This window comes from Arthrobacter wenxiniae, from assembly GCF_013376105.1.
Taxonomy (GTDB): domain Bacteria; phylum Actinomycetota; class Actinomycetes; order Actinomycetales; family Micrococcaceae; genus Specibacter; species Specibacter wenxiniae.
This window is the reverse complement of record NZ_JAAMFM010000040.1, coordinates 18,868-36,329: the sequence shown is the minus strand read 5'-3', so window position 1 is coordinate 36,329 and position 17,462 is coordinate 18,868. Positions and strand designations below refer to the sequence as shown.

Here is a 17,462-nt window from a genome sequence, read left to right as displayed (position 1 = left end):
AAAAATCGCCGGCTCGCAGCTGCGAACCGGCGATTTCCCCGGGAGCGCGTGTTGCCGGCGCTTGTGGAGCCAAGCGCTGGAAGCCGCGCGAGCAGGCAAAAAGGCCGGTCGCTGGGCGACCGGCCTTTTTGGGGAGCGCGGAAATTAGCGCTTGGAGTACTGCGAAGCCTTGCGTGCCTTCTTGAGGCCGGCCTTCTTGCGCTCGATGACGCGTGCGTCACGGGTCAGGAAGCCGGCCTTCTTGAGGATGGCGCGGTTGTTCTCGCCGTCGATCTCGTTCAGGGAACGGGCAACGCCCAGACGCAGCGCGCCGGCCTGGCCGGAGGGGCCGCCGCCGTGGATGCGGGCGATGACGTCGTAGGCACCGTCGAGGTCGAGGATGCGGAACGGGTCGTTGACTTCCTGCTGGTGCAGCTTGTTCGGGAAGTAGTCAGCCAGTTCGCGGCCGTTCACAACCCACTTGCCGGTGCCGGGGACAACGCGCACGCGGGCGATTGCCTGCTTGCGGCGGCCAACGGCTGCACCGGGAACGGTCAGCGCCGGGCGCTCCTTCTTCGGTGCGGCGTCGGCGGCGGGTGCGCTCTCGCTGGTGTAGCTGGTCAAAACTTCTTCCTCAGCCACAACGGCCTCGGTGTTCAGCTCTTCAGTGTTCTGAGCCACGATTCTCCTTGATAAGTAAATTTAGGTGGTGGCCAGGACTACTGGGCGACCTGGGTGAGTTCGAACGTCTTGGGCTGCTGGGCAGCGTGCGGGTGCTCTGCACCGCGGTAGACCTTCAGCTTGGTGATCTGGGCCGCGCCCAGCTTGGTCTTCGGGAGCATGCCGGCGACGGCCTTCTCCACTGCGCGAACCGGGTTGGATTCCAGCAGTTCGGCATAGTTCATGCTTGACAGGCCGCCCGGGTAGCCGGAGTGGCGGTAGGCGCGCTTCTGCTCGAGCTTGGCGCCGGTCAGGGCAACCTTCTCGGCGTTGATGATGATGACGAAATCGCCCATGTCCATGTGGGGAGCGAAGGTCGGCTTGTGCTTTCCACGCAGCAGTGTTGCGGTCTGGCTGGCAAGACGGCCCAAGACAACGTCATTGGCATCAATGATGTGCCACTGACGGTTGATATCGCCGGGCTTCGGGGTATACGTACGCACGGTTTTTGCCTTCGTTTCTTGTTCTTGGTTGGTGTCACAGATGGTTGACACCTGCTATCTATGCGTTTACCGGAACAGAGGTGAGGGCTCTAACACCAGTTATCCATACACTTCCCGATGACGCCCTTTGGGTGGCAGTCCTGCAACCGGACCTCCAACGGGCGCGTGCCATCGAGATAGGACACGCACAACGACTACCAACGATACCGTTAATCGTGCCCGCCGGTCAAAGCGGCGCAGCCGGGACCCGCCGCGCCCTGGTCAGGGTGGCGCGCAGCAGCATTTCCGAGTCGTCAGGGTAGTGGACTTCCTCCAAAACCAGCGGGTGCGGGGCCGCCAGGACCGACTTTGCGTCCCGGACGCCGGCCAGCAGGCGCCGGTGCATCCATTCCGGATCCTCCCTGCCCTCCCCCACGCGCAGGGCGGCCCCTGTCAGCGCCCGGACCATGTTGTGGCAGAACGCATCCGCCTGGACGTTGACATTAATCACACCGTCCGGCCCGCGCCCGTAGTCGAGGCGTTGCAGGGTGCGGACGGTGGTGGATCCCGCGCGGGGCTTCGCGAAGGCCTTGAAGTCCTGCAGGCCGAGCAGGGGCCGTGCAGCCTGGTTCATGAGCTCCACGTCGAGGTCATGCTTGTGCCACAGCGTCACCGCGCGCCGCAGGGGGTCCCGCCGGGTGCCGGCGTCGGCAATCCGGTAGCTGTAGCGGCGCCACAGGGCGGAAAAGCGCGCGTCGAAGCCTGCCGGCGCGGGCTGCGCCGCAACAATCTCCACGGTCCCGTGCAGCTCCCCCAGGACCCGGGCCAGCGCCCCGTTGAGCCGGCGCCTGAGCGAGTCCTGGGGGGCGACGTCGTGCCCCCGCCTGATCCCGTCCCACTCCTGGGGCGTGACGTCCAGGTGGGCGACCTGTCCGCGGGCGTGGACCCCCGCGTCAGTGCGGCCGGCCACGGTAAGCCGGACGGGCCGGCGCAAAATCATGGCAAGGGCCTCCTCGACCACGCCCTGGACGGTGAGGCGCCCGGGTTGGAGCGCCCACCCGCTGAACGGGCCGCCGTCGTACGCCAGGTCAAGGCGGACCCGCAAATGTCCATGGACTGCGGGAACGGGGCTGGGAGTGTCCATGGGTGCAATTCTACCGTGGCAAGCGAAAGGGCCCGGCGCCTCCTCCGAGGCGCCGGGCCCTTTTACCGTTCAAGCCGAAGCCGTGCTTCGGTGCTACTTGGTTTCGTCAGCGGGTGCTTCCACGACGGGTGCTTCCACGACGGGTGCTTCCTCGGCGGGAGCCTCAGAGGCCTCCTCGGCGGGGGTCTCCACGACGGGTGCTTCCTCGACGGCTGCCTCCTCGGCGGGGGCGGCCGTGGCGGCAGCGGTGGTGGCTTCCTTCACGACGGCCTGCTTGGGGCTCAGCGGCTCCAGGACCAGCTCGATGACCGCCATGGGGGCGTTGTCGCCCTTTCGGTTGCCAATCTTGGTGATGCGCGTGTAGCCGCCGTCGCGGTTCTCCACTGCCTTGGCGATGTCGGTGAACAGCTCGTGGACAATGCCCTTGTCGCTGATCAGGCCGAGGACGCGGCGGCGTGAGGACAGGTCCCCGCGCTTGGCGAAGGTGACCAGTCGCTCGGCGTAGGGGCTCAGGCGCTTGGCCTTGGTCAGGGTGGTGGTGATCCGCTTATGCTCGAACAGGGCTGCGGACAGGTTCGCGAGCATCAGGCGCTCGTGAGCCGCGCCGCCTCCGAGGCGGGGACCCTTGGCGGGTGTAGGCATGGTGTTTCTCCTCAAGTACCAGCCGCTCCGGGCCAGTCACATCAGTTGTGCCTGGCGGTGGCGGCTAAAGAATGGTTGTTCGTCTTTAGAGTTCGTCGTCGCCGTAGGCGTCGTCGTTCTCGTCTATGGCTGCGGCACGGGCGGCCAGGTCAAATCCTGGAGGGGAATCCTTCAGGGAAAGGCCCAGTTCAACCAGCTTTGCCTTGACCTCGTCGATGGACTTCGCACCGAAGTTGCGGATGTCCATCAGGTCAGCCTCGGAGCGAGCAACGAGTTCACCCACTGAGTGGATGCCCTCACGCTTGAGGCAGTTGTAGGAACGCACCGTCAGGTCCAGGTCCTCGATCGGGAGCGCCATGTCGGCGGCGAGGGCGGCGTCCGTCGGGGACGGGCCGATCTCGATGCCTTCAGCGGCGGTGTTCAGCTCGCGGGCCAGGCCGAACAACTCCACCAGGGTGGTGCCGGCGGAGGCGATGGCATCCCGCGGGGAGATGGCCTGCTTGGTCTCAACGTCGACAATGAGCTTGTCGAAGTCTGTGCGCTGCTCCACACGGGTGGCCTCCACGCGGAAGGTCACCTTCAGGACGGGAGAGTAGATCGAGTCGACCGGGATGCGGCCGATCTCGGAGTCCAAGCTCTTGTTCTGGGCTGCCGAAACGTAGCCGCGGCCGCGCTCGATGGTCAGTTCGAGTTCGAACTTGCCCTTCGAGTTCAACGTGGCGATGTGCATGTCCGGGTTGTGGAATTCCACCCCGGCCGGCGGGGCGATGTCGGCAGCCGTCACGACGCCGGGACCCTGCTTGCGCAGGTAGGCGACGACGGGCTCGTCATGCTCGCTGGACACGGAGAGGCCCTTGATGTTCAGGATGATCTCGGTGACATCTTCCTTCACACCGGGAACCGTGGTGAACTCGTGCAGGACGCCATCGATGCGGATGCTGGTGACAGCAGCGCCGGGGATGGAGGACAGCAGGGTCCGACGGAGGGAGTTTCCCAGGGTGTAGCCGAAACCGGGCTCCAACGGTTCAATGACGAACCGGGACCGGTTTTCGGAAACTACTTCTTCAGATAGGGTGGGGCGCTGTGCAATGAGCACTGGGGGTTTCCTTTCAGCGAGCATCCGCTATATGACGCAACACAGGTAGTGGAAAAGGCGGCTGGCGACTTAACCGCGGCGGAGTTGACCCTCCCCGGGGCATTTGGTTAGGACCAAAGGCGGCGGGAAAGGCCAACTCACACTGCGGCGGTGTGTGTCGTTAGACGCGACGGCGCTTGGGCGGACGGCAGCCGTTGTGGGCGCTGGGGGTGACATCCTGGATGGAGCCAACCTCAAGACCAGCAGCCTGCAGCGAACGGATAGCCGTTTCGCGGCCCGAGCCCGGACCCTTTACAAAAACGTCAACCTTGCGCAGGCCGTGCTCCTGGGCGCGCTTGGCAGCTGCTTCAGCAGCCATCTGTGCGGCGTACGGAGTCGACTTGCGAGAGCCCTTGAAGCCAACTTCGCCGGCGGAAGCCCACGAGATGACGGCACCGTTCGGGTCCGTGATGGACACGATGGTGTTGTTAAAGGTGCTCTTGATGTGCGCCTGGCCCAGCGCAATATTCTTTTTATCCTTGCGACGCGGCTTACGGACCGCTCCACGAGTCTTTGGGGGCATTTTATTCTCCTACGAAAGTTTATTTGGGCGGCGGCATACGCTGAATGTCAGCGGCCGGCCTTCTTCTTGCCTGCGACGGTGCGCTTCGGTCCCTTGCGGGTGCGAGCGTTGGTCTTCGTGCGCTGGCCATGCACAGGCATGCCGCGGCGGTGGCGGATGCCCTGGTAGCTGCCGATCTCAACCTTGCGGCGGATATCTGCTGCAACCTCGCGGCGAAGGTCGCCCTCAACCTTGTAGTTACCCTCGATGTTGTCACGCAGCTGAACGAGTTCAGCGTCGGTCAAGTCCTTCACGCGGACGTCCGGTGAGATCCCCGTGTCTGCCAGAACTTTTTTTGCACGGGTCTTGCCCACGCCGTAGATGTATGTAAGCGCTACTTCCAGCCGCTTTTCGCGGGGAAGGTCTACGCCAGCGAGACGTGCCATAGTGGCTGCTCCTTGTGTAAACCGGAGGTCGTAGACAGTACACCCGCACTATTTACCGTGCGGCCCCGGCCTCCGACCGGGGGTCCGTTGGCCGGTTGCGGATTGCTCCGCCTTCGTCCAACTTGTGCTGCCTTATTTATGTACTTGCGTGAGCGGCTGCCCGGCTTCTTCCCCCTGGGGAAGGATTAGCCCTGGCGCTGCTTGTGGCGCGGGTTCTCGCAGATCACCATGACGCGCCCGTTACGGCGAATCACCTTGCACTTGTCGCAGATCTGCTTGACGCTCGGCTTGACCTTCATGGCATTCCTTTGCGTGATTGCAGTTGTGGTTATTTGTAGCGGTAGACGATGCGACCACGGGTGAGGTCGTAAGGGCTCAGCTCCACCACAACTCGGTCCTCAGGAAGGATACGAATATAGTGCTGGCGCATTTTTCCTGAGATATGGGCAAGAACGATGTGCTTGTTCGTCAGCTCAACGCGAAACATCGCATTGGGCAGCGCTTCAGTCACAACGCCCTCGATCTCAATGACCCCGTCTTTCTTGGCCATATCCTCCGCTAACTTTGTTGCGCCGGCCCGGCTCCACCCGGAATGGGCACAACGCGGGACGACTTTGGGTTTCCTACTAATATTTGTTCGCCTGCGTCACGGTGGATGGCCCGGGCTTGACGCCGGGCTACCGCAGCGCACCATAAATTACGGCGGGCACAGACAACCAACAGCCAACTCTACGGCAAAGCCGCAAATAAGTTAAATTGCCCCGGGCCCACCGGCTGTGACCTCCTGTGACCTCAGACGCCTGCTTCGGGGTACCGCGGCCAGTTGCCGGCCGGCGTGGAGATGCCAACCGCCGCGGCCACGCCGTCCAGGATCGCCAGCCGCACGGCCTCCGCTGCCGCACTTTGCAGCTCGATCATGGCGGCGGCGGGCCGCTGTGGATTGACGGCCAAGGTCACCTGACCGGTTGCCAGCGTGAAGACGGTGTCGCCGTCGGCCAACGTGTGGACCGGGTTCAGGGCACGGGCCATGCCGGCGTGCGCGGCCGTAGCCGTCCGCTTCGCCTCGGCAACGCTCAGGCCGGCGTTCGTTGCCACCACCACCAGTGTGGTGTTCAACCCCTCCCCAGACGGCGGCGGGACGGCACCCGGGTGCCACGGCACCCCGGCCGCGTTGACCACGGCCAGGGCCCCAACCACAACTTCGCCGTTATCCCCCGCCAGCCGGACCGAAGAGGTACCCAGCCCGCCCTTGAAGGTCCCCGCGCCGATGGCCGCGCCCGTGCCCGCCCCCGCGTTCCCGCGTTCGACGGCGGCACCCCCGCCCCCGGCCGCCGCGTCGAGGGCAGCCTCGTACCCCATCCCGGCGTCGGGCCGTGCCGTGAAGTCCCCGCCGCGGCCCAGGTCAAAGATCGCCGCGGCGGGGACGATCGGCACCACGCCGCCAGGTACCGGGAAGCCGCGTCCGTTTTCCTCGCACCAGCGCTGCACGCCGCCGGCCGCCGCCAGCCCGTAGGCGCTGCCGCCGGCCAGCACCACGGCGTCCACGGTGGGAACCAGGGTGGTGGGGTCCAGCGCGTCGGTTTCGTGCGTCCCGGGTCCGCCGCCGCGGACGTCCACGGAGCCGATCGTGCCCGGGGGCGGCAGCACCACAGTGACGCCCGTCAGCCAGCCGTCGCCGCGGCGCTGTGCCTGCCCCACCCTGATGCCGGGAACGTCCGTGATGGAACCCTCAGTCATGGCATGTCCTCCTGGAGGGGTACGTGAATGGCCGTCCCGACCATGCTAGTCCGGAACTGCAGCATTGCGGCCCGGCGGATCCGCCACCGCCTAAAATGCGCCTGTCCCCCACATCCGCGCCCGGTCCACCGGGCGCGGATGTGGGGGCCGGGCGCGGAGGCGGGAGCCGGCAACGGCGTCATGTCGGCGCCGGTGCGCACAGCCAGGCAGCCGGTGGCGGTCCCGTCCGCGGCCCCAGGAACCACAGCAGGCAGCGACGTTCGTCCCTGGGTGCAGGCGATGTGGGCGGAGGGAAGCGGGACGTCAAACGGTTGTGCCATGGTCCCGGCAAAGGCAACGCCGGGACCGTGGCACGTTCGCCGGGCGCCTAGCCCAGAGGCACGGGGGTGACGCCCAAGGGCGCAAGGCGCCCCGCCCCACCGTCGGGCGCGGTCAGCACCCAGATGCCCTGGGGATGGACGGCCACGGAATGCTCCCAATGGGCGGCGCGTGCCCCGTCCTCCGTCACGACCGTCCAATTATCGGGGAGGGTCCTGGTTTCCAGGCCGCCGCGGACCAGCATGGGTTCGATGGCCAGGCACATGCCGGGCTTGAGCTTGGGGCCGCGGTGTTTGGAGCTGTAGTTGAGCACGTCGGGAGCCATGTGCATGGCGGATCCGATGCCGTGGCCCACATAGTCTTCGAGGATTCCCAGCGGCTTGCCCGGCTGCGAGGTGACGTAGTCGTCGATGGCGTCGCCAATGTCGCCCACGTACTTGGCCGTGGCCATCGCAGCGATGCCGCGCCACATGGACTCCTCGGTGACGTCGCTCAGGCGGCGGTCGGCCGGGTCCTCGGCGTCGGGGCCGCCCACAATGACCGTGCGGGCGGAGTCGGAGTGCCAGCCTTCCACAATGGCGCCGCCGTCGACGGACAGCACGTCGCCGGCCTTCAGCTCCCTCTCGCCGGGGATCCCGTGGACCACCACCTCGTTGACGGACGTGCAGATGGTGGCCGGGTAGTCGTAGTAGCCCAGAAAGTTGGAGGTGGCGCCAGCCTTTTTCAGCAGCCCGGCGAAGAGCGAGTCAAGTTCGGCCGTGGTCACGCCGGGGGCGGCGGCGGCCACCACCTGGTTCAGGGCGTCGTCGAGTATGAGTCCGCTGCGATGCATCGTGCGCATCTGGTCGATGGTCTTGTACTCAATCCGTTGCTGGCGCAATGCCATGGCGGGATCCCTTCACTGGAAAAGTTCGAGGGCCCCCTCCCGTCATCGGGAAGGAGCCCTTCCTCCCGTTCATGTCACGCCGTGGCGTGCCGGGGAGGCCTGTCTGTCTGGACTAGGCGTTCTTGACGGCGTCCATGATGCGGGCAGTGACATCGTCGATATCGCCCAGCCCGTCGACCTTGGCCAGGATGCCACGCTCGGCGTAGCGGGCAACCACAACTTCGGTCTGCTCGCGGTAAAGGTCCAGGCGGTGACGGATGACCTTTTCGTTGTCGTCGCTGCGGCCCGCGTCGCGGGCGCGGCCGAGGAGGCGCTTGACGAGTTCCTCGTCGTCGGCCGTCAGTTGGACAACTACGTCAAGCGCGACGCCGGCCGTGGCAAGGATGTCGTCGAGCTCGTCGACCTGCGCCGTGGTACGGGGATAACCGTCCAGGAGGAAGCCGTCGGTGACGTCGTCCTGGGCGAGCCGGTCACGAACCATCCGGTTGGTCACGCTGTCGGGAACGAAGTCGCCATTGTCCATGTACTGCTTCGCTTCCAGGCCCAACGGGGTTTCACCCTTGACGTTGGCACGGAAGATGTCGCCCGTGGAGATGGCAACAATGGCCAGCTCGGCACAGATGCGTTCCGCCTGCGTTCCTTTTCCCGACCCGGGAGGTCCAATGATCAGCATTCTTGTCATCGCAATAACCCTTCATAGTGGCGCTGCTGGAGCTGTGCGTCAATCTGCTTGACCGTCTCCAACCCGACGCCGACGACAATCAACAGCGAAGTGCCGCCAAACGGGAAGTTCTGGTTTGCCCCGATCATGACCAGGGCAATGAGCGGGATGAGGGCAACGATGCCCAGGTAGAGCGATCCCGGCAGTGTGACGCGTGAGATTACATACTGCAGGTAGTCCTGTGTTGGCTTGCCGGCACGAATGCCGGGAATGAACCCGCCGTACTTCTTCATATTGTCAGAGACTTCTTCCGGGTTGAAAGTTATCGCGACATAGAAGTAAGTAAAGCCAATGGTCAACAGGAAGTACATCAGCATGTAGATCGGATGGTCGCCACGTGTCAGGTAGTTGTTGACCCACTGGATCCAGCCCGGAACGTTGGCGCTGTTCTTGGGCGTGGCAAACTGGGCCAGCAGCGCCGGCAGGTACAGCATGGACGACGCGAAGATGACCGGAATCACACCGGCCATGTTGACCTTGATCGGGATGTAGGTGCTGGTGCCACCCATCGTCCGGCGGCCAATCATGCGCTTGGCGTACTGGACGGGAACGCGGCGCTGCGACTGCTCCACGAACACCACGAGGCCGACGATGACCAGGCCCAAGACCATGACGATCAGGAACGTGCCCCAGCCCTGGGTCTTGAGGATGGCGCCCAGGGAGGTGGGGAACTGTGCCGCGATGGCCACGAAGATCAGCAGGGACATGCCGTTGCCGACACCCTTTTCGGTGACGAGCTCGCCCATCCACATGATCAGGCCGGATCCGGCCGTCAGCGTCAGGATCAGCAGGCCAATGACCACCAGGTTGTCGTCCGGGATCAGCGGGGTGGCGCTGCCGGCCGCACCGCAGCCGGCAAACAGCTGGCCCGAGCGGGCAAGCGTCACCAGCGTCGTGGCGTTGAGCAGGCCGAGGGCGATGGTCAGGTAACGCGTGTACTGCGTCAGCTGGCCCTGCCCCTGGGCCCCTTCCAGGTGGAGTTCCTGGAAGCGGGGAATGACCACGCGCAGGAGCTGGACGATGATGCTCGCGGTGATGTAGGGCATGATGCCCAGCGCGAAGATGGAGACCTGAAGCAAGGCGCCGCCGCTGAACAGGTTGACAAGCTGGTAAATTCCTTCATTGGTGTTGGAGGAATTTACGCACTGTTGGACGTTGCGGTAGTCAACTCCGGGCGAGGGGATGAATGCACCCAGGCGGAAGATGGCGAGGATTCCCAGCGTGAACAACAACTTGCGTCGCAGATCAGGCGTGCGAAAGGCGCGGCCAAATGCGGTAAGCAAGCGTCCTCCTGATAGGTAGAGAGAAAAGTAAGGTTCGCAAGTGAACCCAAGGAAAGATTCTAGCGGGTGATCTGGCCCGCACTGAAACCCGCGGCGCCGCCCGACGGTCGCACCGGTTGTGGCAGGAGAGGCAAAAGACTCCTGGCGGGCGGAACATGAGCTCCGCCCACCAGGAGTCTAATCGCCAGATGTGCGCATTTTTGTGAACTGTTTAGAGTTCGGTGGTCGAGCCACCTGCAGCAGTGATCTTTTCCGCTGCGCTGGTCGAGAATGCGTGGGCCGTGACGTCAACCTTGACGGTGATGTCACCGGTCCCGAGCACCTTGACGGGCTGGTTCTTGCGAACGGCGCCCTTTTCAACCAGGGCCTCGACGGTGACAACGCCACCCTCGGGGAAGAGCTCGCTCAGCCTGTCCAGGTTGACAACCTGGAACTCCACGCGGAACGGGTTCTTGAAGCCACGCAGCTTCGGCAGGCGCATGTGCAGCGGCAACTGGCCGCCGGCAAAGCCGGCCTTGATCTGGTAGCGGGCCTTGGTACCCTTCGTACCACGGCCGGCAGTCTTGCCCTTTGAACCTTCACCGCGGCCAACACGGGTTTTAGCCGTCTTGGCGCCCGGCGCCGGGCGCAGGTGGTGAACCTTCAGTGCATTCTGCTTCTCGGCAGTTTCCACAGACTTCTTTTCAGCAGCCACTTTACTTCGCCTCCTCAACCTTTACCAGGTGCGGAACCGTGTTGATCATGCCCGCGGTCACTGCGTCAGCCGTACGGACGACGGAGTCGCCGATGTGCTTCAGGCCCAGTGAGCGAAGGGTGTCCTTCTGGTTCTGCTTGCCGCCAATGACGGACCTGGTCTGCGTGATTTTCAGCTTCGCGTCGGAAGGCTGAATGTTCTTCGGTGTCGTCATTACAGACCTGCCTTTTGCATGTTGCGCAGCAGCACATCCGGGGCGACCTCATCCAAGGGCAGTCCGCGGCGGGCCGCGACAGCCTTGGGGTCTTCCAGGCGCTTGAGCGCATCAACGGTTGCGTGAACAATGTTGATGGCGTTCGAGGAACCAAGTGACTTGGACAGCACGTCGTGGATGCCGACGCATTCCAGTACGGCGCGCACCGGACCTCCGGCGATCACACCGGTACCGGCGGCGGCCGGACGCAGCAGGACGACGCCGGCAGCGGCTTCACCCTGGACGCGGTGCGGAACCGTCTTGCCGATCAACGGAACGCGGAAGAAGGACTTCTTGGCCTCTTCAACGCCCTTGGCGATGGCCGCGGGAACTTCCTTGGCCTTGCCGTAGCCGACGCCAACCATGCCGTTGCCGTCGCCGACGATCACGAGGGCGGTGAAGCTGAAGCGACGGCCACCCTTGACCACCTTGGCAACGCGGTTGATGTTGACAACGCGCTCGATGAACTGGTTCTTCTCGGCCTCGCGGCCGCCGTCGCGACCGCGGCCACGGCCACCGTCACGACCGCCTTCGCGGCCTCCACGACCACCGTCGCGACCGCCGCGGCCACGGCCGCCGTCGGTCGCTGCGGCAGTCTCTGTCTTGGCAGCCGCACCGTCAGCTGCAGTTGCTTCTGACACAGTGTTCTCCTTGTTAATGTTTTCGGTCACAGTGCCAGACCGCCTTCGCGTGCGCCGTCGGCGACGGCTGCAACGCGACCGTGGTAGCGGTTGCCGCCACGGTCGAACACCACAGCGTCAATGCCGGCAGCCTTGGCACGCTCGGCGACGAGCTCGCCAACACGCTTGGCCTTGGCGGTCTTGTCACCGTCAAAGGTGCGCAGGTCTGCTTCCAGGGTCGAGGCCGACGCCAGGGTCAGCCCCTGGGTGTCGTCGATGACCTGCACAAAGATGTGACGGGCAGAACGGTTGACCACCAGACGGGGTCGCACGGTGGTGCCACTGATGCGCTTGCGAACGCGCAGGTGGCGACGGCCGCGTGCTGCGGCCTTGGACTTTCCTCTTACGGACAGTGCCATGGTTACTTACCAGCCTTTCCGACCTTGCGGCGGATGATCTCGCCTGCGTAGCGAACGCCCTTGCCCTTGTAAGGGTCGGGCTTGCGCAGCTTGCGGATGTTGGCAGCAACTTCGCCCACCTGCTGCTTGTCAATGCCTGCGACGGAGAGCTTGGTGGGGCCCTCAACCGTCAGGGTGATGCCGGCCGGTGCCTCGACCACAACGGGGTGGCTGAAGCCGAGCGCAAACTCAAGGTTTGCGCCCTTGGCGGCTACGCGGTAACCGGTACCAACAATTTCCAGCTTCTTCTCGTAACCCTGCGTGACACCGATGATCAGGTTGTCAATGAGGGTGCGGGTCAGGCCGTGGAGCGAGCGTGATGCGCGCTCATCGTTGGGGCGGGAAACCGTGATGGTGTTCTCTTCGAGAGCTACCGTGATGGGGCTGGCAACATTGTGCTCCAGCGTTCCCTTCGGGCCCTTGACGGAAACGAGGCTGTCTTCAATCTTGACCTCGACGCCGGCAGGCACGGAGATGGGGAGACGTCCAATACGTGACATTATTCTTTCCCTTCTCTCTACTACCAGACGTAGGCGAGGACTTCCCCACCCACGCCCTTCTTGGCAGCCTGGCGGTCGGTCAGCAGACCGGACGACGTCGACAGGATGGCGACACCCAAACCGCCCAACACGTTGGGGAGGTTCGTGGACTTTGCGTAAACGCGCAGTCCCGGCTTGGAGATTCGGCGCAGGCCGGCGATTGAACGCTCGCGGCTGGGGCCGTACTTCAGGTCGATGGTCATCTTCTTGCCGACCTCGGCGTCTTCGACCTTCCAGGCAGCAATGTAGCCCTGTGCCTTGAGGATGTCGGCGATGTGGCCCTTGAGCTTGCTAAACGGCATGGACACGGTGTCGTGGTGTGCCGAGTTTGCGTTGCGCAGACGCGTAAGCATGTCTGCGACAGGATCAGTCATTGTCATTTGGGCGCTTGCCCTTCCTCGTAACGGTTTCCTTCGCGTGGACTGGGCGTGTCGACATTACGTCGCACCCGGCTCCACCCACGGAACGGACCTTTTACGTAGATCAGTTATCTTCGGATTTGAACGGGAAGCCAAGCGCCTTGAGCAGCGCGCGGCCTTCGTTGTCGGTCTTGGCCGTGGTCACGACGGTGATGTCCATGCCGCGTACGCGGTCAATGGCGTCCTGGTCGATCTCGTGGAACATAACCTGTTCGGTCAGACCGAAGGTGTAGTTGCCGTTGCCGTCAAACTGCTTGCCGCTCAGGCCGCGGAAATCGCGGATACGGGGCAGTGCCAGCGTGACCAGACGGTCGAGGAATTCCCACATGCGGTCCCCACGCAGCGTGGCGTGGCAGCCGATCGGCATGCCTTCGCGCAGCTTGAACTGTGCGATCGACTTGCGGGCCTTGGAAACCTGTGGCTTCTGGCCGGTGATGGCTGTGAGGTCGCGGACGGCGCCGTCAATGATCTTGGAGTCCTTGGCGGCATCTCCAACACCCATGTTGACAACGACCTTGACCAGGCGCGGAACCTGGTTGACGTTCGTGTAACCGAATTCCTGCGTCAGCGTCGCCTTGATTTCCGCTGCGTAGCGGGTCTTCAGGCGAGGCGAGACCTTGGGCGTGTTCTCTGCAACTGCGGCGCTCATGCCAGATCCTTCCCCGAGCCCTTGGCAACGCGGACGCGTACTTGACGCTCGCGGCCATCGCGCTCAACGGTCTCGATGCGGTAGCCAACGCGGGTCGGCTTCTTGGTGGACGGGTCCACCACGGCAACGTTGGAGATGTGAATGGGAGCCTCGACGATTTCAATGCCACCGGTCTTGGTGCCACGTTCCGTCTGGCCGGCCTTCGTGTGCTTGGTGACACGGTTGACGCCTTCAACCAACACGCGGTTGGCCTCGGGGAAAACCTTCAGGACCTTGCCCTGCTTGCCACGGTCGCCGCCACGTTCGGCCCTGCCACCTGTGATGACCTGAACCAGGTCACCCTTCTTGATCTTTGCCATAAGCTACAGCACCTCCGGAGCCAACGAGATGATCTTCATGAACTTCTTGTCCCGAAGTTCACGGCCAACCGGGCCGAAGATACGGGTACCGCGGGGGTCCCCGTCGTTCTTGAGAAGCACGGCGGCGTTCTCGTCGAACTTGATGTAGGAACCATCCGCACGGCGGCGTTCCTTCTTGGTGCGAACGATGACAGCCTTGACGACGTCACCCTTCTTCACGTTTCCGCCGGGAATTGCATCCTTGACGGTTGCGACAATGGTGTCGCCAATGCCTGCGTAGCGGCGCCCGGATCCACCGAGAACGCGGATGGTCAAGATTTCCTTGGCACCCGTGTTGTCGGCGACCTTAAGCCGCGACTCCTGCTGAATCACTAGTGTCTCCTGTTCGTCGCGCCGGTTCTTGGCCACAATCCATCTGTGGACAAGCCTTGCGGAACGTATTGTTCGGGATGTCTCTCGACGTGCCTGGATTTTGCCAATACACGCCTAAATGCCTCATGCCAACTGCACTTTCCGCACCGGTTGATGGACGGATCCATGATTCGAACGGCAGTTTGTAGTGGCACGAGCATTTACGAGGTAATTGCGCACCCACTGCCACTGCCGTAAACGGCGGCACAGAAAAGGCGCAGCAATAGACAATCCTAGCACGACGGCGCTACCACACCTTGCGCACCCGGCCCTCCCAAGCCGTTGCCTCGCGCACACTTCCGGCCGCCAGGGCGCCGGCGTCCGTGTGTCGGATGGTCCCGAGACGCCCCCACTGCCCGCAAGCGCAGAGCGGGTCCCCCGCGCCCGTAGGCCCTGCCGTGGGACCTCCGGTTTCATCGCGTCTGCTGTCGCGGGTCCTGCAGCGCGGGTCGGGTCTTAAACGCACGTTGGGCCCGGCACCGCGAACGGTGACGGGCCCAACGCCTGGGCAATCAATCAGCACAAGGCCGAATGGTTACTTGGCCTTCTCGACGATCTCAACCAGGCGGAAGCGCTTGGTTGCCGAGAGCGGACGGGTCTCGCTGATGATGACGAGGTCGCCGATGCCGGCGGTGTTCTCTTCATCGTGGGCCTTGACCTTCTTGTTGCGGCGCAGGACCTTGCCGTACAGGGCGTGCTTGACGCGGTCTTCGACCTCAACGACGATGGTCTTGTCCATCTTGTCCGAGACGACGTAGCCGCGCATCTTCTTGCGCTCGCCGCGGACTGCGCCCGCGGCTTCGGTGTTGTTTACAGACTCGCTCACTTGGCGATCTCCTCAGTTTCGTCAGCCTTCTTGGAGGCCTTCTTGGCTTCCTTGTCAGCCTTCTTGGAGGCCTTCTCCACAGGTGCGGAGACAACGACGTCCGGGCGAATGCCCAGCTCGCGCTCACGCATCACCGTGTAGATGCGGGCGATGTCGCGCTTGACAACGCGCAAACGACCGTGGCTTTCCAGCTGACCGGTGGCGGACTGGAAGCGCAGGTTGAACAGTTCCTCCTTGGCCTTCCGGAGTTCTTCAACAAGACGCTCGTTGTCGAACCCGTCAAGCTGTGCGGGGGCCAGATCCTTGGATCCAACTGACATCTCTACTCACCACCTTCGCGACGCACGATGCGTGCTTTCAACGGCAGCTTGTGGATCGCCAGGCGCAGGGCCTCGCGAGCTACCTCTTCTGATACACCGGAGAGTTCAAAGAGAACACGGCCGGGCTTGACATTCGCAATCCACCACTCGGGCGAACCCTTACCGGAACCCATGCGGGTTTCCGCCGGCTTCTTCGTCAACGGACGGTCGGGGTAGATGTTGATCCACACCTTTCCGCCACGCTTGATGTGACGCGTCATGGCGATACGAGCGGACTCGATCTGGCGGTTGGTGACGTAGGCGGGCGTCAGGGCCTGAATGCCCCACTCGCCAAACGTGACCGTGGTGCCGCCGGTAGCCTGCCCGGTGCGACCCGGGTGGTGCTGCTTGCGGAACTTTACTCGACGTGGGATAAGCATTTAAGCCTGTCCTCCTTCTGCTGCCGGGGCTGCAACCTCTGCAGCTGCGGGAGCCGGGGCCGCGGCAGCAGCCTCGGTGCGCTCGGGACGGTCGCCACCGGCGCGGGGGCCGCGGGGTGCGCGGTCGCCACCGGCGCGGGGGCCGCGGGGGGCGCGGTCATCGCCGTCTCGACGCGGGCCGCGGCCACGGGCGGGAGCTGCAGCTGCCTGGGCAGCCAGTTCCTTGCTCGTGACATCGCCCTTGTAGATCCAGACCTTGACACCGATGCGGCCGAACACGGTCTTGGCTTCGAAGAAGCCGTAGTCGATGTTGGCACGCAGGGTGTGCAGGGGCACACGACCTTCGCGGTAGAACTCGGTGCGGGACATTTCAGCCCCGCCCAGGCGGCCGGCGCAAGCGACACGGATGCCCTTGACGCTGCCCGTGCGCTGCGCGGACTGCATGGCCTTCTTCATCGCGCGGCGGAAGGCCACACGGGAAGTCAGCTGCTCAGCGATGCCCTGCGCAACGAGCTGGGCGTCAGCCTCCGGGTTCTTCACTTCCAGGATGTTGAGCTGGACCTGCTTGCCGGTGAGCTTTTCGAGCTCGCCGCGGATGCGGTCTGCCTCAGCTCCCCGGCGGCCGATCACAATGCCGGGACGTGCAGTGTGGATGTCCACACGAACACGGTCACGGGTGCGCTCGATCTCAACCTTGGAAATGCCGGCGCGGTCCATGCCCGTGGACATGAGTGCGCGGATCTTGATGTCTTCTTTTACGAAGTCCTTGTAGCGCTGTCCGGGCTTGTTGCTGTCCGCGAACCAGTGTGAACGGTGGTCCGTGGTGATCCCGAGACGGAACCCGTGCGGGTTTACTTTCTGTCCCACTTAGCGAGCCTCCTCTTTCTCGGGGGTAGCGACAACCACGGTGACGTGGCTGGTGCGCTTCTTGATCTGGAACGCACGGCCCTGGGCGCGCGGCTGGAACCGCTTCATGGTGGGGCCTTCGTCAACGAAGATTTCGCTGATGTACAGATCGTTTTCATTGAACGCGACGCTGTCGCGATCTGCCAGAACGCGGGCGTTTGCCACTGCGGACTGGACTACCTTGAATACCGGCTCTGAAGCTGCCTGGGGGGCAAACTTCAGAATCGCCAATGCCTCATTCGCCTGCTTGCCACGAATCAGGTTGACGACGCGCCGGGCCTTCATAGGCGTGACGCGCAGATGGCGCGCACTTGCCTTGGCTTCCATTGCTATCCTTCTCTCGTCTTAGCCGTAAAGCCAAGCGCCTAGCGGCGCTTGCCCTTGCGGTCGTCCTTGACATGGCCGCGGAATGTCCGCGTGGGGGCGAATTCGCCGAGCTTGTGCCCGACCATCGACTCGGTGACAAACACGGGGATGTGCTTGCGACCATCGTGCACGGCGATCGTGTGACCCAGCATGTCCGGGATGATCATCGAGCGGCGGGACCAGGTCTTGATGACGTTCTTGGTGCCCTTTTCGTTTTCCCTAGCGACCTTGACAAAGAGGTGCTGGTCTACGAAAGGACCCTTCTTCAGGCTACGTGGCATGTCTCCA

Annotated in this window: 28 protein-coding genes; all 28 read right to left on the bottom strand. The window is 63.8% G+C overall.

Annotation, left to right across the window (positions count from 1 at the left end; genetic code table 11):
* Positions 1 to 144 precede the first annotated feature (144 nt).
* Complete coding sequence (gene rpsI, locus G6034_RS18140; protein WP_176636499.1) at positions 145 to 660, bottom strand: 30S ribosomal protein S9; 516 nt, start codon at positions 658 to 660, stop codon at positions 145 to 147.
* Positions 661 to 698: 38 nt separating this feature from the next.
* On the bottom strand, positions 699 to 1,142 hold the full coding sequence (gene rplM, locus G6034_RS18135; RefSeq protein WP_176636498.1) for a 50S ribosomal protein L13: 444 nt from the start codon (positions 1,140 to 1,142) through the stop codon (positions 699 to 701).
* Between the two features lie 226 nt (positions 1,143 to 1,368).
* Complete coding sequence (locus G6034_RS18130; RefSeq protein WP_176636497.1) at positions 1,369 to 2,265, bottom strand: tRNA pseudouridine synthase A; 897 nt, start codon at positions 2,263 to 2,265, stop codon at positions 1,369 to 1,371.
* Between the two features lie 93 nt (positions 2,266 to 2,358).
* Positions 2,359 to 2,907: a 50S ribosomal protein L17 gene (rplQ, locus tag G6034_RS18125; RefSeq protein WP_176636496.1), complete on the bottom strand. Its 549-nt coding sequence runs from the start codon at positions 2,905 to 2,907 to the stop codon at positions 2,359 to 2,361.
* An 85-nt stretch (positions 2,908 to 2,992) separates the two neighbouring features.
* On the bottom strand, positions 2,993 to 4,003 hold the full coding sequence (locus G6034_RS18120; protein WP_176636495.1) for a DNA-directed RNA polymerase subunit alpha: 1,011 nt from the start codon (positions 4,001 to 4,003) through the stop codon (positions 2,993 to 2,995).
* 160 nt (positions 4,004 to 4,163) lie between these two features.
* A complete protein-coding gene (rpsK, locus tag G6034_RS18115; RefSeq protein WP_054012279.1) occupies positions 4,164 to 4,565 on the bottom strand; it encodes a 30S ribosomal protein S11 in 402 nt (133 codons plus the stop codon).
* 47 nt (positions 4,566 to 4,612) lie between these two features.
* Positions 4,613 to 4,990, bottom strand: coding sequence for a 30S ribosomal protein S13 (rpsM, locus tag G6034_RS18110; RefSeq protein ID WP_054012280.1), 378 nt, complete (start codon positions 4,988 to 4,990; stop codon positions 4,613 to 4,615).
* Positions 4,991 to 5,175: 185 nt separating this feature from the next.
* The gene (gene rpmJ / locus G6034_RS18105) at positions 5,176 to 5,289 is read right to left on the bottom strand and encodes a 50S ribosomal protein L36 (protein WP_011775570.1); all 114 of its coding nucleotides are present in this window, start codon (positions 5,287 to 5,289) and stop codon (positions 5,176 to 5,178) included.
* A gap of 29 nt (positions 5,290 to 5,318) precedes the next feature.
* Complete coding sequence (gene infA, locus G6034_RS18100) at positions 5,319 to 5,540, bottom strand: translation initiation factor IF-1 (RefSeq protein WP_009358723.1); 222 nt, start codon at positions 5,538 to 5,540, stop codon at positions 5,319 to 5,321.
* Positions 5,541 to 5,782: 242 nt separating this feature from the next.
* Complete coding sequence (locus tag G6034_RS18095; RefSeq protein ID WP_176636494.1) at positions 5,783 to 6,727, bottom strand: P1 family peptidase; 945 nt, start codon at positions 6,725 to 6,727, stop codon at positions 5,783 to 5,785.
* A gap of 367 nt (positions 6,728 to 7,094) precedes the next feature.
* The gene (gene map, locus G6034_RS18090; RefSeq protein ID WP_176636493.1) at positions 7,095 to 7,931 is read right to left on the bottom strand and encodes a type I methionyl aminopeptidase; all 837 of its coding nucleotides are present in this window, start codon (positions 7,929 to 7,931) and stop codon (positions 7,095 to 7,097) included.
* 112 nt (positions 7,932 to 8,043) lie between these two features.
* Positions 8,044 to 8,604 carry an adenylate kinase gene (locus G6034_RS18085; protein WP_176636503.1) on the bottom strand — a complete coding sequence of 187 codons (561 nt, stop codon included), beginning with the start codon at positions 8,602 to 8,604 and terminating at the stop codon, positions 8,044 to 8,046.
* 5 nt (positions 8,605 to 8,609) lie between these two features.
* Positions 8,610 to 9,935 carry a preprotein translocase subunit SecY gene (gene secY, locus G6034_RS18080; RefSeq protein WP_176636492.1) on the bottom strand — a complete coding sequence of 442 codons (1,326 nt, stop codon included), beginning with the start codon at positions 9,933 to 9,935 and terminating at the stop codon, positions 8,610 to 8,612.
* Positions 9,936 to 10,146: 211 nt separating this feature from the next.
* Positions 10,147 to 10,608: a 50S ribosomal protein L15 gene (gene rplO / locus G6034_RS18075; RefSeq protein WP_425485546.1), complete on the bottom strand. Its 462-nt coding sequence runs from the start codon at positions 10,606 to 10,608 to the stop codon at positions 10,147 to 10,149.
* 22 nt (positions 10,609 to 10,630) lie between these two features.
* The gene (rpmD, locus tag G6034_RS18070; RefSeq protein WP_176636491.1) at positions 10,631 to 10,843 is read right to left on the bottom strand and encodes a 50S ribosomal protein L30; all 213 of its coding nucleotides are present in this window, start codon (positions 10,841 to 10,843) and stop codon (positions 10,631 to 10,633) included.
* Complete coding sequence (gene rpsE, locus G6034_RS18065; protein ID WP_176636490.1) at positions 10,843 to 11,523, bottom strand: 30S ribosomal protein S5; 681 nt, start codon at positions 11,521 to 11,523, stop codon at positions 10,843 to 10,845. The genes rpmD and rpsE overlap by 1 nt, the downstream gene beginning before the upstream one ends.
* A gap of 26 nt (positions 11,524 to 11,549) precedes the next feature.
* The gene (gene rplR, locus G6034_RS18060) at positions 11,550 to 11,921 is read right to left on the bottom strand and encodes a 50S ribosomal protein L18 (RefSeq protein WP_176636489.1); all 372 of its coding nucleotides are present in this window, start codon (positions 11,919 to 11,921) and stop codon (positions 11,550 to 11,552) included.
* A 2-nt stretch (positions 11,922 to 11,923) separates the two neighbouring features.
* Positions 11,924 to 12,460 carry a 50S ribosomal protein L6 gene (gene rplF / locus G6034_RS18055; protein ID WP_176636488.1) on the bottom strand — a complete coding sequence of 179 codons (537 nt, stop codon included), beginning with the start codon at positions 12,458 to 12,460 and terminating at the stop codon, positions 11,924 to 11,926.
* Positions 12,461 to 12,480: 20 nt separating this feature from the next.
* Positions 12,481 to 12,879 carry a 30S ribosomal protein S8 gene (gene rpsH, locus G6034_RS18050; RefSeq protein ID WP_131394243.1) on the bottom strand — a complete coding sequence of 133 codons (399 nt, stop codon included), beginning with the start codon at positions 12,877 to 12,879 and terminating at the stop codon, positions 12,481 to 12,483.
* Between the two features lie 103 nt (positions 12,880 to 12,982).
* The gene (rplE, locus tag G6034_RS18045) at positions 12,983 to 13,567 is read right to left on the bottom strand and encodes a 50S ribosomal protein L5 (protein WP_176636487.1); all 585 of its coding nucleotides are present in this window, start codon (positions 13,565 to 13,567) and stop codon (positions 12,983 to 12,985) included.
* The gene (gene rplX, locus G6034_RS18040) at positions 13,564 to 13,926 is read right to left on the bottom strand and encodes a 50S ribosomal protein L24 (RefSeq protein WP_176636486.1); all 363 of its coding nucleotides are present in this window, start codon (positions 13,924 to 13,926) and stop codon (positions 13,564 to 13,566) included. Before rplX ends, rplE begins: the two co-directional genes overlap by 4 nt.
* 3 nt (positions 13,927 to 13,929) lie before the next feature.
* Entirely contained in the window at positions 13,930 to 14,298 is a 369-nt protein-coding gene (gene rplN / locus G6034_RS18035) for a 50S ribosomal protein L14 (protein WP_054013196.1), read from the bottom strand.
* Between the two features lie 574 nt (positions 14,299 to 14,872).
* Positions 14,873 to 15,103 carry a 30S ribosomal protein S17 gene (gene rpsQ, locus G6034_RS18030; RefSeq protein WP_176636501.1) on the bottom strand — a complete coding sequence of 77 codons (231 nt, stop codon included), beginning with the start codon at positions 15,101 to 15,103 and terminating at the stop codon, positions 14,873 to 14,875.
* Between the two features lie 56 nt (positions 15,104 to 15,159).
* The gene (gene rpmC / locus G6034_RS18025) at positions 15,160 to 15,483 is read right to left on the bottom strand and encodes a 50S ribosomal protein L29 (RefSeq protein ID WP_176636485.1); all 324 of its coding nucleotides are present in this window, start codon (positions 15,481 to 15,483) and stop codon (positions 15,160 to 15,162) included.
* Between the two features lie 2 nt (positions 15,484 to 15,485).
* Complete coding sequence (gene rplP, locus G6034_RS18020) at positions 15,486 to 15,902, bottom strand: 50S ribosomal protein L16 (protein ID WP_176636484.1); 417 nt, start codon at positions 15,900 to 15,902, stop codon at positions 15,486 to 15,488.
* Entirely contained in the window at positions 15,903 to 16,769 is an 867-nt protein-coding gene (rpsC, locus tag G6034_RS18015) for a 30S ribosomal protein S3 (protein ID WP_176636483.1), read from the bottom strand.
* Positions 16,770 to 17,135: a 50S ribosomal protein L22 gene (gene rplV, locus G6034_RS18010; RefSeq protein WP_113719163.1), complete on the bottom strand. Its 366-nt coding sequence runs from the start codon at positions 17,133 to 17,135 to the stop codon at positions 16,770 to 16,772.
* A gap of 38 nt (positions 17,136 to 17,173) precedes the next feature.
* Positions 17,174 to 17,455, bottom strand: a complete 282-nt coding sequence (rpsS, locus tag G6034_RS18005) for a 30S ribosomal protein S19 (protein WP_003803803.1) — start codon at positions 17,453 to 17,455, stop codon at positions 17,174 to 17,176.
* Positions 17,456 to 17,462: the final 7 nt, after the last annotated feature.

Excerpts from the sequence above, each read along its gene's own strand:
- rpsS (WP_003803803.1), bottom strand. The coding sequence starts at position 17,455 with ATGCCACGTAGCCTGAAGAAGGGTCCTTTCGTAGACCAGCACCTCTTT.
- rplQ (WP_176636496.1), bottom strand. The coding sequence starts at position 2,907 with ATGCCTACACCCGCCAAGGGTCCCCGCCTCGGAGGCGGCGCGGCTCAC.
- rplE (WP_176636487.1), bottom strand. The coding sequence starts at position 13,567 with ATGAGCGCCGCAGTTGCAGAGAACACGCCCAAGGTCTCGCCTCGCCTG.
- rpsQ (WP_176636501.1), bottom strand. The coding sequence starts at position 15,103 with ATGCGCGGCTACGTCGTCTCGGACAAGATGGACAAGACCATCGTCGTT.
- map (WP_176636493.1), bottom strand. The coding sequence starts at position 7,931 with ATGGCATTGCGCCAGCAACGGATTGAGTACAAGACCATCGACCAGATG.
- rplR (WP_176636489.1), bottom strand. The coding sequence starts at position 11,921 with ATGGCACTGTCCGTAAGAGGAAAGTCCAAGGCCGCAGCACGCGGCCGT.
- rpsM (WP_054012280.1), bottom strand. The coding sequence starts at position 4,990 with ATGGCACGTCTCGCTGGCGTAGACCTTCCCCGCGAAAAGCGGCTGGAA.
- rpsH (WP_131394243.1), bottom strand. The coding sequence starts at position 12,879 with ATGACAATGACTGATCCTGTCGCAGACATGCTTACGCGTCTGCGCAAC.
- rplP (WP_176636484.1), bottom strand. The coding sequence starts at position 15,902 with ATGCTTATCCCACGTCGAGTAAAGTTCCGCAAGCAGCACCACCCGGGT.
- G6034_RS18130 (WP_176636497.1), bottom strand. The coding sequence starts at position 2,265 with ATGGACACTCCCAGCCCCGTTCCCGCAGTCCATGGACATTTGCGGGTC.
- rpmJ (WP_011775570.1), bottom strand. The coding sequence starts at position 5,289 with ATGAAGGTCAAGCCGAGCGTCAAGCAGATCTGCGACAAGTGCAAGGTG.
- infA (WP_009358723.1), bottom strand. The coding sequence starts at position 5,540 with ATGGCCAAGAAAGACGGGGTCATTGAGATCGAGGGCGTTGTGACTGAA.
- rpmC (WP_176636485.1), bottom strand. The coding sequence starts at position 15,483 with ATGTCAGTTGGATCCAAGGATCTGGCCCCCGCACAGCTTGACGGGTTC.
- G6034_RS18095 (WP_176636494.1), bottom strand. The coding sequence starts at position 6,727 with ATGACTGAGGGTTCCATCACGGACGTTCCCGGCATCAGGGTGGGGCAG.
- rplF (WP_176636488.1), bottom strand. The coding sequence starts at position 12,460 with ATGTCACGTATTGGACGTCTCCCCATCTCCGTGCCTGCCGGCGTCGAG.
- rplX (WP_176636486.1), bottom strand. The coding sequence starts at position 13,926 with ATGGCAAAGATCAAGAAGGGTGACCTGGTTCAGGTCATCACAGGTGGC.
- G6034_RS18085 (WP_176636503.1), bottom strand. The coding sequence starts at position 8,604 with ATGCTGATCATTGGACCTCCCGGGTCGGGAAAAGGAACGCAGGCGGAA.
- rplV (WP_113719163.1), bottom strand. The coding sequence starts at position 17,135 with ATGGAAGCCAAGGCAAGTGCGCGCCATCTGCGCGTCACGCCTATGAAG.
- rpmD (WP_176636491.1), bottom strand. The coding sequence starts at position 10,843 with ATGACGACACCGAAGAACATTCAGCCTTCCGACGCGAAGCTGAAAATC.
- rpsK (WP_054012279.1), bottom strand. The coding sequence starts at position 4,565 with ATGCCCCCAAAGACTCGTGGAGCGGTCCGTAAGCCGCGTCGCAAGGAT.